The 16,267-nt window shown below is 67.4% G+C and carries 15 protein-coding genes; 8 read left to right on the plus strand and 7 right to left on the minus strand.

Annotated elements, in window-relative coordinates:
* Nucleotides 1-10 precede the first annotated feature (10 nt).
* The 6 genes from ACFPOB_RS01715 to tpiA all read right to left on the minus strand — a co-directional run bounded on the left by ACFPOB_RS01715 (nucleotide 11) and on the right by tpiA (nucleotide 5,655).
* Nucleotides 11-1,177: a glutathionylspermidine synthase family protein gene (locus ACFPOB_RS01715; protein WP_377795413.1), complete on the minus strand. Its 1,167-nt coding sequence runs from the start codon at nucleotides 1,175-1,177 to the stop codon at nucleotides 11-13.
* A 2-nt stretch (nucleotides 1,178-1,179) separates the two neighbouring features.
* Complete coding sequence (locus ACFPOB_RS01720; protein ID WP_377795414.1) at nucleotides 1,180-1,812, minus strand: DUF1190 domain-containing protein; 633 nt, start codon at nucleotides 1,810-1,812, stop codon at nucleotides 1,180-1,182.
* Between the two features lie 9 nt (nucleotides 1,813-1,821).
* On the minus strand, nucleotides 1,822-2,223 hold the full coding sequence (locus tag ACFPOB_RS01725) for a DUF350 domain-containing protein (protein ID WP_377795416.1): 402 nt from the start codon (nucleotides 2,221-2,223) through the stop codon (nucleotides 1,822-1,824).
* Nucleotides 2,224-2,543: 320 nt separating this feature from the next.
* Nucleotides 2,544-4,172, minus strand: coding sequence for a CTP synthase (locus ACFPOB_RS01730; RefSeq protein WP_377795417.1), 1,629 nt, complete (start codon nucleotides 4,170-4,172; stop codon nucleotides 2,544-2,546).
* A gap of 182 nt (nucleotides 4,173-4,354) precedes the next feature.
* The gene (gene secG, locus ACFPOB_RS01735; protein WP_377796040.1) at nucleotides 4,355-4,762 is read right to left on the minus strand and encodes a preprotein translocase subunit SecG; all 408 of its coding nucleotides are present in this window, start codon (nucleotides 4,760-4,762) and stop codon (nucleotides 4,355-4,357) included.
* A 131-nt stretch (nucleotides 4,763-4,893) separates the two neighbouring features.
* Nucleotides 4,894-5,655 carry a triose-phosphate isomerase gene (gene tpiA / locus ACFPOB_RS01740; protein ID WP_377795419.1) on the minus strand — a complete coding sequence of 254 codons (762 nt, stop codon included), beginning with the start codon at nucleotides 5,653-5,655 and terminating at the stop codon, nucleotides 4,894-4,896.
* Between the two features lie 149 nt (nucleotides 5,656-5,804).
* Here tpiA and ACFPOB_RS01745 point away from each other — a divergent pair, with 149 nt between their 5' ends.
* From ACFPOB_RS01745 to ACFPOB_RS01765, 5 genes are all read left to right on the plus strand, one after another.
* Nucleotides 5,805-7,715: a SurA N-terminal domain-containing protein gene (locus tag ACFPOB_RS01745; RefSeq protein ID WP_377795421.1), complete on the plus strand. Its 1,911-nt coding sequence runs from the start codon at nucleotides 5,805-5,807 to the stop codon at nucleotides 7,713-7,715.
* 10 nt (nucleotides 7,716-7,725) lie between these two features.
* Entirely contained in the window at nucleotides 7,726-9,240 is a 1,515-nt protein-coding gene (trpE, locus tag ACFPOB_RS01750) for an anthranilate synthase component I (protein WP_377795423.1), read from the plus strand.
* Nucleotides 9,241-9,458: 218 nt separating this feature from the next.
* Nucleotides 9,459-10,433 (plus strand): ABC transporter substrate-binding protein, encoded by a 975-nt coding sequence (locus tag ACFPOB_RS01755; RefSeq protein WP_377795424.1) that lies wholly within the window; start codon nucleotides 9,459-9,461, stop codon nucleotides 10,431-10,433.
* 80 nt (nucleotides 10,434-10,513) lie between these two features.
* Nucleotides 10,514-11,437 carry an ABC transporter permease gene (locus tag ACFPOB_RS01760; RefSeq protein ID WP_377795426.1) on the plus strand — a complete coding sequence of 308 codons (924 nt, stop codon included), beginning with the start codon at nucleotides 10,514-10,516 and terminating at the stop codon, nucleotides 11,435-11,437.
* On the plus strand, nucleotides 11,434-12,228 hold the full coding sequence (locus tag ACFPOB_RS01765) for an ABC transporter ATP-binding protein (protein ID WP_377795428.1): 795 nt from the start codon (nucleotides 11,434-11,436) through the stop codon (nucleotides 12,226-12,228). The genes ACFPOB_RS01760 and ACFPOB_RS01765 overlap by 4 nt, the downstream gene beginning before the upstream one ends.
* A 168-nt stretch (nucleotides 12,229-12,396) precedes the next feature.
* Here ACFPOB_RS01765 and ACFPOB_RS01770 read toward each other — a convergent pair whose 3' ends face one another.
* Nucleotides 12,397-13,311 (minus strand): LysR family transcriptional regulator, encoded by a 915-nt coding sequence (locus ACFPOB_RS01770; RefSeq protein WP_377795430.1) that lies wholly within the window; start codon nucleotides 13,309-13,311, stop codon nucleotides 12,397-12,399.
* A 107-nt stretch (nucleotides 13,312-13,418) separates the two neighbouring features.
* Here ACFPOB_RS01770 and ACFPOB_RS01775 point away from each other — a divergent pair, with 107 nt between their 5' ends.
* From ACFPOB_RS01775 to ACFPOB_RS01785, 3 genes are all read left to right on the plus strand, one after another.
* On the plus strand, nucleotides 13,419-14,612 hold the full coding sequence (locus ACFPOB_RS01775) for an MFS transporter (protein WP_377795431.1): 1,194 nt from the start codon (nucleotides 13,419-13,421) through the stop codon (nucleotides 14,610-14,612).
* 31 nt (nucleotides 14,613-14,643) lie between these two features.
* The gene (locus tag ACFPOB_RS01780; protein WP_377795432.1) at nucleotides 14,644-15,678 is read left to right on the plus strand and encodes an aldo/keto reductase; all 1,035 of its coding nucleotides are present in this window, start codon (nucleotides 14,644-14,646) and stop codon (nucleotides 15,676-15,678) included.
* A gap of 223 nt (nucleotides 15,679-15,901) precedes the next feature.
* The gene (locus tag ACFPOB_RS01785; protein ID WP_377795434.1) at nucleotides 15,902-16,267 is read left to right on the plus strand and encodes a YciI family protein; all 366 of its coding nucleotides are present in this window, start codon (nucleotides 15,902-15,904) and stop codon (nucleotides 16,265-16,267) included.

Consider the following 16,267-nt stretch of genomic DNA (forward strand, 5'->3'; position numbering starts at 1 on the left):
GCTTGGTGCGCTACGGCTCGATGAAATGCGGCACGAAGCGCGAGGTGTTCTTGGTGATCCGAGTCGTATCCTCGCGGACGCCGAGCCCGCAAGGCTGCGAGGCGACGAGCCAGGAGCCGAGCACCGGATAGTTGCCGTCGAAATTCGGCAGCATCGCCGTCGCCTGCAGGATGAAGCCTTCGGCGCCGTAGGGACCGTCATCGCTGTCGCGCACCGTCCCACCCTCGACCAAGGTCACATTGGCGCCCTCGCGCGAATAGAGCGGCTTGCGGACATGGCTCGCGCCGAGCTCGGCGCAGCGTGGGTCGCCCTCGAAGTAGGCCGGCAGCAGATTGGGATGGCCGGGCGCCATCTCCCAGAGATAGGGCAAGAGGCCCTTGCTGGAGACCAGCGCCTTCCAGGGCGGCTCGATGAACTGGCAGCGCGCGCCGGCGAGCGCCGAGGCGTACTGCTCCTGGAACAACCACTCCCAGGGATAGAGCTTGAACAGCACCTCGATCGGCAGGCTGGCACCGTCGCAGAAGCGCCCGTCGGCGAGCAGGCCGATCTCCTCGATAAAGGTGAAGCGGGCGTCGATCCCGGCCTGGCTGGCGCAGTCGATCAGATAGTCGACCGTGCCCTTGTCCTCGAAGCTGCCCTGCACGCAGGTGAAATGCATGCGCTCGGGCCTAGGGTTGCGCAGCTGACCGAAAGCCGCGATCAGGCGCTCATGCAGCGAGTTGAACTGGTCGCTGCCGCGCGAGATCGCGCCGCGCGCCATCGCCTGCTCGAGCCAGTCCCATTGAACGACGGCGGCCTCGAACAGCGAGGTCGGCGTATCGGCATTGTATTCCAGCAGCTTGGCCGGCCCCTTGCCGTCATAGGCGAGGTCGAGCCGGCCGTAGAGATTGCGGTCGCCGCGCTGCCAGCTCTCGCGGATCAGCTCCCATTGCGCCTCAGGGATCGCGAGCCGGCGCAGGATCTCGTCATCCTTGAGAGCGCGTTCGACGAAGGCGAAGCAGAGCCCTTCGATCTCGCTGGTCGGCGCCTCGATGTCCTCCTCGATCTGCTTCAGAGAGAAGGAGTAGGCGACGCTTTCGTCCCAATAAGTTTCGCCGTCGAGCGTGTGGTAGGCGAAGCCGAGGCGCTCGACCTCAGCCTGCCAGTCCTTGCGAGGTGCTACCCGAAGCCGTTGCATGATCAGGACGACGAGAACGAGGAGAACGAACGCGACGACGAGCCGAAGCCGCCGCGCGAGGCGACGCTGGGCGTGCTCGCCATCCCCGTCGAGGAGATGTTGCGCGCCACCATCGCCTGGCCGGAGGTTGTCGTATAGGCGCGCGAGCGGCTGCTGCTGCCGCCATAGTAGCCGCCAGATGACGACGAGGACGAGGAACTGCGGGCCGGCTGCTCGCATTCGGGACGTCCGGAGCCTGGCTGGCGCGTGCCGGGTGGACAGGCCGAGCTGGTCGGCGGCAGCAATGGCTGGGCCGCGCCGCCGCCGGACATGAACTGGCGCGCCAGCATGATCCCCGCCAGCGCCGGGATGAAGACCTGGGCATTGTTCCAGACGGCGCTCTGGCAGCCACTCGCGCCGAATTCCTGCTCGCAGGCGGCGCTGCTGGTGAACTTCTTGGCGTCGCGCAGATGGTTGGCGGAGGCCTCGTTGAAGCGCTGCTCGCATTGGCTGGCGCTGAGCTGGTTGGCGGCCCGGCACTCGGCGAGATTGTTGTAGATCAGCGACTCGTCGGTCTCGCCGCCGGAGAGCGACCAATAGGTCGCGACCAGCACCACGCCGGCAGCGGCGAGCCCGATCTGGGTCGAGCGCTTCATCGGCCCCTCCTATAAGGTCATGCTGGCGGCTGCGAGCGTGCCGCTGAGGACCGCGATCACCGCCAGCATCGCCGCCGAGGGAATTCGGTCCTCTTCGATCTTGCGCGACAATTCGGGGATGACGATGCGGGCGAAGCCATAGGCGCCAAACTGGACGACCATGGCGATCACGGCCCAGATCACCAGGTCGGGAATGCTGGCCGCCTGCTCGATCGCCGTCTCGAGCGGCACCGAGAACCCGATGAGGTTGCCGCCGAAGGCGATTGCTGCCGAGAGGTTGCCGCCGCGGATCAGCGCGATCTCGTCATGGTTGGTGAGGCGCATATAGACCGCGGCGAAACCGGCGATCAGCGCAAAGCCGACACAGAAATAGAGGATGAACGCCGGCAATCCGGCCATCGAGATCGTCATGCTGCCGCCCCTTGCATGCCATGATGGTCAAGGGGTTCACTATACGTCAGCCGCGCGTCGGCGCCAGACTGTCGCGGAGTGGATGGGAGCGGCATTGCGCGCCTCGTCTTCGAAAGGAAATGCGAGGCGTGCCTTGTGACGATCAGGGCGGGAATTGCACAGGCGAAGCCGGAGGCATTCCTCTCAGCCCTCATCCTGAGGAACAGTCTTCAGGCTGCGTCTCGAAGGATGCTCCAGATGCTTCCAGAGCCTCCTTGAGCATCCTTCGAGACGCTGCTACGCGGCTCCTCAGGATGAGGGCTGAGCGTGTCCGGAGCCCGTCAGACCAAGCGGCTCTGCACCACCGCCGCCTCGATGAAGCTGGCGAAGAGCGGATGCGGCTCGAACGGGCGCGACTTCAGCTCGGGATGATACTGCACGCCGATGAACCAGGGATGGTCGGGGTATTCGACCGTCTCGGGCAGCAGCCCGTCGGGCGAGACGCCGCTGAAGCGCAGGCCCTTGGCCTCGAGCATCTCGCGATAGCCCATATTGACCTCGTAGCGGTGGCGATGCCGCTCGGAGATCTCGGTCGAGCCGTAGATCTTGGCGATCTTAGTATCCTCAGACAGCTTCGACTGATAGGCGCCGAGCCGCATCGTGCCGCCGAGATCGCCGCCCGAGAAGCGCTGCTCCAGCTCGTTGCCGCGCATCCATTCGGTCATCAGGCCGACGACGGGCTGCTCGGTCGGGCCGAACTCGGTCGAGTTGGCGTCCTTGATCCCGGCGAGCGAGCGCGCCGCCTCGATCACCGCCATCTGCATGCCGAAACAGATGCCGAAATAGGGCACCTTGCGCTGCCGGGCGAAGCTCGCCGCCTTGATCTTGCCCTCGGCGCCGCGATGGCCGAAGCCGCCGGGCACCAGGATGCCGTGGACATGTTCGAGGAACGGCGCCGGGTCCTCCTTCTCGAATACCTCGGACTCGATCCAGTCGAGATTGACCTTGACCCGGTTGGCGATGCCGCCATGGGTCAGCGCCTCGATCAGCGACTTATAGGCGTCCTTCATCCCGGTGTACTTGCCGACGATGGCGATGGTGACCTCGCCCTCCGGGTTCTTGATCCGCTCGGAGATGCGCCGCCAGTTGCTGATGTCCGGCGCAGCCTTGTCGTCCATGCCGAACGCCGCCAGCACCTCGGTGTCGAGGCCCTCGGCGTGATAGGACAGCGGCACGTCGTAGATCGAGGCGACATCGCGGGCCTCGATCACCGCCGTCTCGCGGACATTGCAGAACAAAGCGAGCTTGCGCCGCTCCTCGACGGGGATCTCGCGATCGGTGCGGCAGAGCAGGATGTCGGGCTGGATGCCGATCGAGCGCAGCTCGGCGACCGAGTGCTGCGTCGGCTTGGTCTTCAGTTCGCCAGCGGTCGGGATGTAGGGCAGCAGCGTCAGGTGCACGAAGATGCACTGGCCGCGCGGCAATTGCTGGCTGATCTGACGGATCGATTCGAGGAACGGCAGGCTCTCGATGTCGCCGACCGTGCCGCCGATCTCGACCAGCACGAAATCGTAGCCGTCATTGCCGGAGAGCACGAACTCCTTGATCGCGTTGGTGACGTGCGGGATGACCTGGATGGTGGCGCCGAGATAGTCGCCCCGGCGCTCGCGCGTCAGGATGTCCATGTAGATGCGGCCGGTGGTGATGTTGTCGCCCTTGTTGCAGGGCCGGCCGGTGAAGCGCTCGTAATGGCCGAGGTCGAGATCGGTCTCGGCGCCGTCGTCGGTGACGAAGACCTCGCCGTGCTGATACGGGCTCATCGTGCCCGGATCGACATTGAGATAGGGGTCGAGCTTGCGCAGGCGGACCTTATGGCCACGTGCCTGCAGGAGAGCAGCCAGAGCCGCCGCCGCCAGGCCTTTGCCGAGCGAGGACACCACGCCGCCGGTGATGAAAACATACCGCGTCATGGGAGTTCACCTTTAACGCCTAGAGTTCGATTCGCTAAGCGGGTCGGTGCAGGCCAGTCCTGCGCCTCGCGCTTGTCCACAAAAGAGAAGGGCCGGTTTCCCGGCCCCTGCTAGAGCATGTTCCGCGAAAGTGGGTACCGGTTTCGCGGCCGGAACATGCTCCACTTATCGCCTCGTCCCGGTCACCGTGTCGGTGCGCCCGGCTGCGGCGGCTGTGAGCCGCCTTGTTGGTTCTGCATCCGCTGCAGTTGGTCGAAGACCCCGCCGGCATTCGGCGCGGACGGCGCGCTCGGAGCCGCCGGAGCGGTGGTGCCGGCCGGAGGCGGAGCGCCGTCGATGATCGAGCGCTGCGTGCGGCCATGCGTCGCCAGCACCGCGAGCGCGATCGAAGTGATGAAGAACAGGCCCGCGAGGATAGCGGTGGCGCGCGTCAGCGCATTGGCCTGGCCACGGCCGGTCATGAAACCGCCGACGCCACCGCCGCCGCCAGAACCCATGCCGAGGCCGCCGCCTTCCGACCGCTGGAGCAGCACGACGCCGACCAGCGCGATCACGATCAACAGGTGGATGACGATGAGGACGTTCTGCATGGCTCTCGAAATGGGTATGGCGCGAGCGCCTGCCAAGATGGCGGCATCCCGCGGAACGGCGCTGCCCATAGCATGGGCTTTGCGCCCATGCCACCCGCGATTTTGATGCGTTGTCCCGATGTCCCTTGTGATCAGGCGCAGGCGCGCGCGATCGAAAGGAAGTCCTCGGCCTTGAGACTGGCGCCGCCGACGAGCGCGCCGTCGACATTGGCGACGTTCATCAGCTCGGCCGCATTGCTCGGCTTGACCGAGCCGCCATAGAGCAGCCTGACGCCGGCAGCCACGGCCTTGCCGAGGATGCGCCCGAGCTCGGCCCGGATCGCCTCGTGCATCTCGGCCACGTCGGCGGCGGTCGGAGTCAGGCCGGTGCCGATCGCCCAGACCGGCTCATAGGCGATGACGAGCGAAGCCGCCGTCGCGCCATCGGGCACCGAGCCGCGCAGCTGCTTCTTCACGATCGCCAGCGCCTTGCCGGCCTCGCGCTCGTCCTTGGTCTCGCCCACGCAGACGATCGGGATCAGCCCAGCCGCCAGCGCCGCCTCGGCCTTGGCCTTCACCTGCGCATTGCTCTCGCCATGCAGGGTGCGGCGCTCGGAATGGCCGACGATCGCAAAGGTCGCGCCGGCATCGACCAGCATTGGCGCCGACACCTCGCCGGTATAGGCGCCGCTCGCATGCGCGCTGCAATCCTGCCCGCCGGTCGCGATGCGCGCGCCGATCAGCGAAGCCGTCAGCGAGAACAGCAGCGTCGCCGGCGGGCAGATGGCAAGGTCGACGGCGCGCCGCAGGGCGGCATCGGCGCCCTTGGCGACCTCGGCTGCGATGGCGAGATCCGCCTTCAGCCCGTTCATCTTCCAGTTGCCCGCCACCAGCGGCTTGATCGTTCGCGTCACGGCTGCTCTCCAAATCTTGTCCGTTCGGCTCTAGCAATGCTGTCACATGATCGCAATCGAGGCGGTCGGCGGCGATTGCCGGGAGGCGCGGCTCTTCCTATAAGCGGCGCGCAGCGGCATGGCCGCGAGAGGATCGGGAAGACAAGACCATGATGATGCAGGGCATCCGCAAGGCGGGGCAGAGCTTGATCGGCAAGCTCATCATCGCCGTGCTGTTCGGCTTCCTGATCATCTCCTTTGCGATCTGGGGCATCGGCGACATCTTCCGCGGCTATGGCCGCAACGCCGTCGCCGTGGTCGGGAACACCGAGATCGGCCTCGAGCAGGTGCGAACCGCCTATCAGAATGAGATCCAGCAGCTGCAGCGCCAGCAACGCCGGCCGATCAGCCCGGACCTGGCGCGGGCGCTCGGGCTCGACCAGCGCGTGCTCTCGCGTCTCGTCACCGATGCGACGCTCGATCAGACCGCGACGAAGATGGGCCTCGCCGTCTCCGACGAGACCGTGCGCAACATCCTGTTCAACGATCCCAACCTGAAGAACGCCGCCGGCCAGTTCGAGCCCAGCCGCTTCAACGAATTGCTGCGCGCCATTGGCATGAACGAGCAGCAATTCGTGCGCGAGCAGCGCGCCGCGACGATGCGCCAGGAACTCGCCGAAATGGTGATCGGCGCCGTCACGGCCCCGGGCGCCTTGCAGGAGCTCGGCCATCGCCTGCGCCATGAGAAGCGCGAGATCGGCTACATCACCCTGCCCGAAAGCGCCGCCGGCGAGATCGCCACGCCGACCGACGAGGCACTGCGCAAGTATTTCGACGAGCGCAAGTCGGCCTTCCGCGCCCCCGAATATCGCACTGCCAGCGTGCTGGCCCTCACCGCCGCCACCCTCGCCGATCCCGCCAAAGTCAGCGATGCCGACGCCCGCGCCCGCTACGAGCAGATCAAGACGCAGCGCTTCGGCTCGCCCGAGCGCCGCACCGTCCAGCAGATCAGCTTCCCCTCGATCGAGGAGGCCAAGGCCGCCAAGGCCAGGATCGATGCCGGCGAGACCTTCGAAGCGGTCGCCGCAAGCCGCAACATCGCCACGGCCGATCTCGCGCTCGGTACCTTCACCCGCGAGGGCCTGTTCGATCCGGCCGTGCGTGACGCAGCCTTCGCGCTGGCGCAGGGCGCGGTCAGCGAGCCCGTGCAGGGCGGCTTCGGCGTCGTGCTGCTGCGTGTGCCGACGATCGAGGCCGCTCGCCTCAAGAGCTTCGAGGAGGTCGCCGACGAGGTCCGCCGTGACGTCGCGACCAGCCGCGCCAGCGAGCAGATGACCGAGCTGCACGACAAGATCGAGGACCAGCGCGCCTCGGCCAAGCCGCTGCCCGAGATCGCCAAGGAGTTCAATCTCGCGCTGCGGACATTCGGCCCGGCCGATTCCAGCCTCGGCAAGGCCGACGGCACGCAGGAGACGGCCCTCCCCGGCGGCGACGCGACGCAGCAGGCGATCTTCCGCTCCGATATCGGCGTCGACAACGAGGCGATCCGCCTGCCGAACAATGGCGGCTATGTCTGGTACGACGTCATCAAGATCGATCCGCCGCGCGAGCGCAGCTTCGACGAGGTCAAGGCCGAGGTCGAGAAGCAATGGCGCGCCGACGAGGTCGCCACCCGATTGTCGGCGCAGGCGCGCGAGATCGTGCAGAAGCTCGACGCCGGTGAGAAGCTCGATGCGCTCGCCTTCGCCCAGGGGCTGGCCTTCGAGACTGTCACGCTCGGCCGCCAGGACCAGAGCGAGGCGCTGCCGCGCAACGTCGTCTCGCTGGTGTTCGGCACGCCGGCCGGCAAGGCCGGCTCGGCCGCGGTCGACAATGCCGGCCGCGTGGTCTTCCAGGTCAAGGAAGCGACGGTTACGCCTTATGTCCGCACCGCCGAGGAGGCCGAGAACTTCGTGCGGCTGCTGACCTCCAGCATCAGCGAGGACATCCTCGCGCAGTATGTGAGCAAGCTGCAGAACGATCTCGGCGTGCAGGTCAACCAGGCGGCGCTGCGCAACGCCACCGGCGGCAGCCAGAACTGAAGCGGGACGCATGGATCCGGCCGCCGACTTCGCCCGCTTCGCCGCCGCCTACGCCGCCGGCGAGCCGCAATTGCTGACGCTGTCGCTGGTCGGCGATTGCGAGACGCCGGTCGCCGCCTTCCTGAAGCTGCGCCACACTTATGGAGGTCCAGCGTTCCTGCTCGAATCCGTCGAGGGTGGCGCGGTACGCGGCCGCTACTCGATGATCGGGCTCGATCCCGACGTGATCTGGCGCTGCCATCGCGGGCAGGCCTCGCTGCGCCGCCTTGCTCAGGATGAGGATTTCGTTGCCGATCCGCGCCCGGCCTTCGACTCCCTGCGCGCCCTGCTCGCCGAGAGCGCCATCCCCGATCGCGACGGCCTGCCGCCGATGGCCGCCGGCGTGTTCGGCTATCTCGGCTACGACATGGTGCGCCTGATGGAGCGCCTGCCGGAGCCGAAGGCAACCGGCCCGGGCGTGCCCGACGCCATCCTGACGCGGCCGACGCTGATGGTCGTGTTCGATTCGATCCGCGACGAGATCACGGTGGTGACGCCAGTGCGCCCGCAGGCCGGCGTCCCGGCCCGCGCCGCCCATGAGCGGGGGCAGGAGCGGCTTGACACGGTGGTACGGGCGCTCGAAGGCCCCCTGCCCGACGAAGCCGGCATCGACATCGCCGCCATCCCGCATCCGGACTCGACCTCGAACACCAGCGAGGCCGAGTTCCACGCCATGGTGGCGCGGGCGCAGGAATATGTCCGCGCCGGCGACATCTTCCAGGTCGTGCTCTCGCAGCGCTTCGAAGCGCCGTTCGAATTGCCGCCCTTCGCGCTTTACCGGGCTCTGCGGCGGGTCAATCCGGCGCCCTTCCTCTGCTATCTCGATTTCGAGGCCTTCCAGATCGTCTGCTCGAGCCCCGAGATCCTGGTCCGGCTGCGCGACGGCAAGGTCACGATCCGGCCGATCGCCGGCACGCGCCCGCGCGGCGCGACGCCGGAGGCCGACGAAGCCCTCGCCGACGAATTGCTGGCCGATCCCAAGGAGCGGGCAGAGCACCTCATGCTGCTCGATCTCGGCCGCAACGATGTCGGCCGGGTCGCGGAGATCGGCAGCGTCAATGTCACCGATTCCTTCTTCATCGAGCGCTACAGCCAGGTGATGCACATCGTCTCGAACGTCGAGGGACGGATCTCCGGCGAGCACGACGCGCTCTCGGCTCTCGCTGCCGGCTTCCCTGCCGGCACCGTCTCCGGCGCGCCGAAGGTGCGCGCCATGGAGATCATCGACGAGCTGGAGAAGGACGGGCGCGGCGCTTATGGCGGCTGCATCGGCTATTTCGGCGCCAACGGCGAGATGGACACCTGCATCGTCCTGCGCACGGCGGTCGTCCAGGACGGCCGCATGCAGGTCCAGGCCGGCGCCGGCATCGTCTACGATTCGAACCCGGCCTCCGAGCAGCTCGAATGCATCAACAAGGCGAAAGCCCTGTTCAAGGCGGCCGAAGAGGCCGTGCGCTTCGCCGCCCGTAGCCGGCGAGGCCAGTGATCCGGTAGCAATAGCCTGCATACGCGCAGCCCGAAGACGCATGTCCGCTCACTTGCGCGGCGTGTTTTGGCCCGCGCATATTGCCGGTAGTCGAGAGCGCCACTCCCTAGCCTCTAGGTTGCTTCGGACGGCCCCTCAGCAATCAGAACCGGCCCTGCCCGCTGGCACGAATGCCTGATGCGGACCGACAGGGCTCGGTGACAAATGGAGAGGAAACCATGCGTTTGCGCGCAGCCATGATAGGCAGCGGTCTCGCCCTGGCGCTTCTGGCCGGCACGGCCGCCATCGCCCAGCAGACTCAGAAGGTGACGGTCGCCGTCACCGCCATCGTCGAGCACCCGGCCCTCGATGCCACCCGCGACGGCGTCAAGAAGGCGCTGGAGGAGGCCGGCTACAAGGACGGCACCAACCTGACCTTCCGCTATGAATCGGCGCAGGGCTCGCCAGCGACGGCAGCCCAGATCGCCCAGAAATTCGCTGGCGAGAACCCGAACGTGATCGTCGCGATCGCGACCCCCTCGGCCCAGGCGATGGTCACGGCGACGCAGACGATTCCCGTGGTCTTCACCGCCGTGACCGACCCGGTCGCCGCCCAAATCGTCAAGGACAGACAGGCGCCCGGCGGCAACGTCACCGGCATCTCCGATTTCTCGCCGCTGGAAGCCCAGTTCGACCTGATCAAGGAACTGGTGCCGTCTGCCAAGAAGATTGGCGTCGTCTACAATCCCGGCGAGGCCAACAGTGTCGCGCTGCTCAACGCCGTGAAGGCGCTGGCGCCAGCCCGCAACCTCCAGATCGTCGAGGCCTCGGCCGGCCGCACCGCCGATGTCTCCGCCGCGGCGCAGAGCCTCGTCGGCAAGGTCGATGCGATCTACCTGCCGACCGACAACACCATCATCTCGGCGCTCGGCACCGTGCTCGCCGTCGGCACCGACAACAAGCTGCCGGTCTTCACCGGCGACACCGAGTCGGTCCAGAAGGGCTCGGTCGCCTCGATCGGCTTCGACTATTTCCAGGTCGGCGTCGAGACCGGCGCTGTGGTCGTGCGGGTCCTAAAGGGCGAGAAGCCCGGCACGATCCCGGTCAGCAACGCCAGCGGCAGCAATCTCGTCATCAACGCCAAGGCGGCCGCCGCCATGGGCGTGACGATCCCGGCCGCCGTGCAGGCCCGCGCCAAGCAGGTGATCAACTGATCTGACGAGCGGCGGCGTTCCCGCGCCGCCGCTCTCTTCGGCCGCCTACCCATTCCAGAACAGAACAAGCAGGGCGACCGATGAGTCTCATCGCCACCCTGGGCGCCATCGAGATCGGACTGGTGTTCGCTCTCGTGGCGCTCGGCGTCTACATCACCTTCCGCGTCCTCGACTTTCCCGACCTGACGGTCGACGGCACCTTGCCGCTTGGCGCCGCCGTCGCGGCGGCGATGATCGCGGGCGGGGTCAATCCGCTGTTCGCCACGCTGGCGGCGATCGTCGCCGGCTGCCTCGCCGGCAGCGTCACCGCCTGGCTCAACATCCGCTTTGCGATCCTGCATCTGCTCGCCGGCATCCTGACGATGACGGCGCTGTTCTCGATCAATCTGCGGGTGATGGGCGTGCCCAATATCCCGCTGATGAACCGGCCGACGGTGATCGACTTCTTCGCCTGGCTGAACCCGCTGATCGTCGCGACCGGGCTGCCCGTCCGGCCGACCTTGCGGGTGCTCGCGCTGCTGATCATCGTCACCGTGATCGCCGCTTTGCTCGCCCGCTTCCTCAAGACCGAGTTCGGCCTCGCCATGCGCGCCACCGGCGCTAATCCGCGCATGGCGCGGGCGCAGGGCATCCGCACCGACATGCACGTCTATGTCGGCGTCGCCCTCTCCAACGGCCTCGTCGCCTTGGCCGGCGCGCTGTTCGCGCAGACGGCGGGCTTCGCCGATGTCAGCATCGGCACCGGCACGATCATCGCCGGCCTCGCCGCCGTCATCCTCGGCGAGACGATCTTCCGCACCAGATCGATTGTCGTCGCGGTCTTCTCCTGCCTGATCGGCGCCATCGCCTATCGGCTCGCCATCGCGCTCGCCCTGAACGCCGGCTGGCTCGGCCTGCGCGCCTCCGACCTCAACCTCGTCACCGCCGTGCTGGTCGGCATCGCCCTGATGCTGCCTGGTGTCGCCAATCCGCTGCGCAGCCTGTTCAAGCGGAGCGCGCCATGATCAGCGTCCGGGACGTCCATGTCACCTTCGGGCGCGGCACGCCGCTGGAGAACCGGGCGCTGCGCGGCCTCGACCTCAGCGTGGCCGACGGCGAGTTCATCACCGTCATCGGCTCGAACGGCGCCGGCAAGTCGACATTGCTCAACGTCCTCAGCGGCGATGCCCGGGCCGAGCGCGGCTCGGTCGAGGTCGACGGCATCGACGTGACGCGCTGGCCGACGCCGAAGCGCGCCGGCCTGATCGCGCGCGTCTTCCAGGACCCGATGGCCGGCACCTGCGAGCGCCTGACGATCGAGGAGAACATGGCGCTGGCTCAGGCGCGCGGCCGCGCCCGTGGCCTTGGCGCGGCGCTCGACCGCTCGCGGCGCGCGGTGTTTCGCGACAAGCTGGCGGTCCTCGGCCTCGGCCTGGAGAACCGCCTCGGCGATTCGATGGGCCTGCTGTCGGGCGGTCAGCGCCAGGCGGTCAGCCTGCTGATGTCGACGCTGGCGGGCACCAAGACCCTGCTGCTCGACGAGCACACCGCCGCGCTCGATCCGCGCACCGCCGCCTTCGTGCTCGACCTGACCCGGCGCATCGTCGAGGAGCAGAAGCTGACCGCGCTGATGGTCACCCATTCGATGCGCGACGCGCTCGACCATGGCAGCCGTACCGTGATGCTGCACGAGGGTAAGGTCGTCTTCGACATCGCCGGCGAGCGCCGCAAGGCGATGGACGTTCCCGATCTCTTGCGCCTGTTCAAGCAGGTGCGCGGCGAGGAACTCTCCGACGACAGCCTGTTGCTGAGCTGAGGCTTCCACCGTCATTCCGGGGCGGCGCGAAGCGACGAGCCCGGAATCCATGAACGCTGCGGCGCAGAACTCTCGCTACGGCAATCGCGGCACCTTTGCTTCCCAAATCTGTGTTCATGGATTCCGGGCTCAGGCCTCCGGCCTGCCCCGGAATGACGGTGGGGACTGTCAGGCCCGAATCTTCACATTCCGGGCCAGGAAATCGATGAAGGCGCGCATTCGCGCCGGCACGAATCCGCCCTGCCCGAGATAGACGGCGTGGATCACCTCGATGTCGCCGGGGTTGAAGTCCTCCAGCACCGTGACCAGCCGCCCGGCGGCGACCTCGGCCTGGGTATGGAAGCGGCCGAGCCGGGCGAGCCCGACACCGGCGACGGCGAGCTGGCGCGCGATTTCGCCATCGCCGACCTGGGTGTTGCCGACCGCGGCGATCGAGATTAGCGCGCCGTCGACGCGGAAGGGCCAGCCCTCGACCGAGCGGGCGAAGTTGAAGCCGATCAGGTTGTGTTTCGCCAGATCGCCCGGCGTCCTCGGCTCGCCATGGCGCGCGAGATAGTTGGGCGAGGCGACGACGGCGACGCCGCTCTCGCCGATCTTGCGCGCCATCAGCTGGTTGCCGCGCAAGGGCCCGGGCGCAACGCGGATCGCGATATCGGCCCGCTCCTCGATCAGGTCGACGACCTGGTCGGTGAAGACGAGATCAATCGAGAGCTCGGGATGCTCGGCGAGGAAGGCCGGCACCAGCGGCAGCAGAATTTGGTTGCCGAAGGCGACATTGGCGTTGACTCGCACCCGTCCGCGCGGCGCCCGCCCGGCGGCGGCCTCGCATTCCGCCTCGGCAATATCGGAGAGGATGGTGACGCAGCGCTGGTGGAAGGCCTGTCCTTCCGCGGTCAGCTGCAGCTTGCGCGTCGAGCGATTGACCAGCCTGGCGCCAAGCCTGGCCTCCAGCCGCGTGACCAGCTTGCTCACGGCCGACGGCGTCATGCCGAAGAGCTTGGCGGCCGCGGAGAAGCCGCCGCGCTCGACCACGGCCGCGAACACTTCCATCTCGCCGGAGCGATTGCTGAGCAAAGCGGCCATGGTGAACTCAAGTCACAAGTGATGTTACGGGCGGCATCCTAGTTCAAACCGCTGCATTGCACCATCTGGCTCGGCATCATCTCCTCTCCCCTGGCGCGGAGCCTCCCATGCCCATTGCCGTCTATGCCCTCACCGCCGGTGCCTTCGGCATCGGCACCACCGAATTCGTCATAATGGGCCTGTTGTTGCAGGTCGCCGCCGACCTGCAGGTCTCGGTCGCGATGACCGGCCTGCTGATCTCCGGCTATGCGCTCGGCGTCTTCGTCGGCGCGCCCGTCCTCACGCTGGCTACCCGCAAGCTCCCGCGCAAGCAGGTGCTGATCCTGCTGATGGCGATCTTCACTCTCGGCAATGTCGCCTGTGCGCTCGCCCCGAGCTACGGTCTTCTGATGGCGGCGCGCATCGTCACCTCGCTGGCGCACGGCACCTTCTTCGGCGTCGGCTCGGTCGTCGCGACCAGCCTCGTGCCAGAGGACAAGAAGGCATCGGCCATCGCCGTGATGTTCACCGGCCTCACCATCGCGACCCTGCTCGGCGTGCCCGCCGGCGCCTGGCTCGGCCTGCATTTCGGCTGGCGCGCCACCTTCTGGACCATCGCCGGCATCGGTGTCGTCGCCATGCTGGTGCTTGCCCGCTTCGTTCCGGCCGACAAGGGCAAGGTCGAGGTCGCGCCGCTGCGCCAGGAGCTCGCGACGCTAGCCGACCCGCAGGTGCTGCTCGGCTTCGCCATGACCGTGCTCGGCTTCGGCGGCGTCTTCGCGGTCTTCACCTATATCCAGCCGATCCTGGTCGAGATCACCGGCTTTTCGCAGGAAGCCGTCTCGCCGATCCTGCTGCTGTTCGGCCTCGGCCTGATCGTCGGCAACATGCTCGGCGGCAAGCTCGCCGACCGCAACCTGCCGGTCGCGCTGCTCGCGACCACGGCGAGCCTCGCCATCGTGCTCTTTGCGATGACGGCGGCGTTGCGTTCGCCCATCGCCGTGACGATCTTCGTCGGCCTGATCGGTGCCGCTGCCTTCGCCACCGTCGCACCCTTGCAGATGCGCGTACTCGACAAGGCCGGGCCTGCCGGGCGTAATCTCGCCTCCAGCCTCAACATCGCCGCCTTCAACCTCGGCAATGCCTTCGGCGCCTGGCTCGGCGGCGTCACCATCGAGCACGGCCCGGGACTGGCCGCCGTGACCTGGGTCGCCGCTCTGGTGCCCCTTGCGAGCCTGGTTCTGGCCGTCATCAGCCTACGCCTCGACAGGCGCCCGCAGGTGGCGCTGCAGCCCGCCCCCGCCTCTTGCCCGCAGGCTTGAATATCAAAGACTTCATAGAAGGACATCGACCATGGACTACAGATATCTCGGCCGCTCCGGCCTCAAGGTTCCCGCCCTCAGCTTCGGCGCCGGCACCTTTGGCGGCCAGGGCCCGCTCTTCAGCAACTGGGGCACCAGCGACGCCAAGGAGGCGACCCGCCTCGTCGACATCTGCCTCGAAGCCGGCGTCAACCTGTTCGACACCGCCGACGTCTATTCGAGCGGTGCCTCCGAGGAGGTCCTGGGCGCCGCGATCAAGGGCCGGCGCGGCAAGGTCCTGATCTCGACCAAGCTGACCCTGCCGATGGGCGACGGCCCGAACGATGCCGGCTCCTCGCGCAGCCGTCTGATCGACGGCACCGAGGCCGCGCTGCGCCGGCTCGGCAGCGATCATATCGACCTGTTCCAGCTCCATGCCTTCGACGCCTTCACGCCGATCGAGGAGGTACTCTCGACGCTCGATGCGCTGGTCCGCGCCGGCAAGATCCGCCAGGTCGGCGTCTCCAATTTCGCCGGCTGGCAGCTGATGAAGTCGCTCGCGCTGGCTGAGAAGCACGGCTTCCCGCGCTATGTCGCCCATCAGGTCTATTATTCGCTGGTCGGCCGCGACTACGAATTCGACCTGATGCCGCTCGGCCTCGACCAGGGCGTCGGCGCCCTCGTCTGGAGCCCGCTCGGCTGGGGACGCCTCACCGGCAAGATCCGCCGCGGCCAGCCTCTGCCTGAAGGCAGCCGCCTGCACCAGACTGCCGATTTCGGCCCGCCAGTCGACGATCAGAAGCTCTACGATATTGTCGACGTGCTCGACGAACTCGCCAAGGAGACCGGGAGGACTGTCCCGCAGATCGCGATCAACTGGCTGCTGCAGCGTCCGACCGTCGCATCCGTGATCATCGGGGCCCGCAACGAGACGCAACTGCGCGACAATCTCGGCGCTGTCGGCTGGGCCCTGACGCCGGAGCAGATCGCAAGACTCGACAAGGCGAGCGCGACGGTGCCGCCCTACCCGGCCTTCCCCTATCATCGCCAGGAAGGCTTCGCCCGGCTCAACCCGCCGGTCGTCTAGCTCCTTCTTTTCCCACATCGTCATCCCGGACGCAGCGAAGCGGAGATCCGGGATCCATGCCTGAGCCTTCCCGATAGAGGTTCCGGAATGGGTCCCGGGTCGGGCTTCGCCCGCCCGGGACGACTTTGTCTGGAGGAGTATCGACGCAGCTTGATTTTTTTGCTCCGCGATTGTCGGCTGCCGGCCCAGCCGAACGTCCTTGGCCTGAACCGGAGCGCTGCGCATGCATTACGCCATCCTTTGCTATCATTCCGAAGAGGTCGTCACGGCCTGGACGAAGGAGCAGAACGAGGAGGTCATGGGCCGCCTCGAAAAGGTCCGCCAGCGCATCGCCAAGGACGGCAAGCTCGGCCCGGTCGCGCGCCTGCTGCCGACCACGGCGGCGACGACGCTGCGCAAGGACCGCGATCCGCCGCTGATCATCGACGGCCCCTTCGCCGAGACCAAGGAGCAGTTCCTCGGCTTCTACATCGTTGACGTCGCCGATCTCGACGAGGCGCTCGGCATCGCGCGCGAGCTCGGCGAGGCCAATCCGGGCGGCGCCTTCGAGGTCCGTCCGCTCGCCGTCTACTATCCGGCCGGAGTCTGA

The organism is Allobosea eneae (assembly GCF_042657265.1).
Taxonomy (GTDB): domain Bacteria; phylum Pseudomonadota; class Alphaproteobacteria; order Rhizobiales; family Beijerinckiaceae; genus Allobosea; species Allobosea eneae.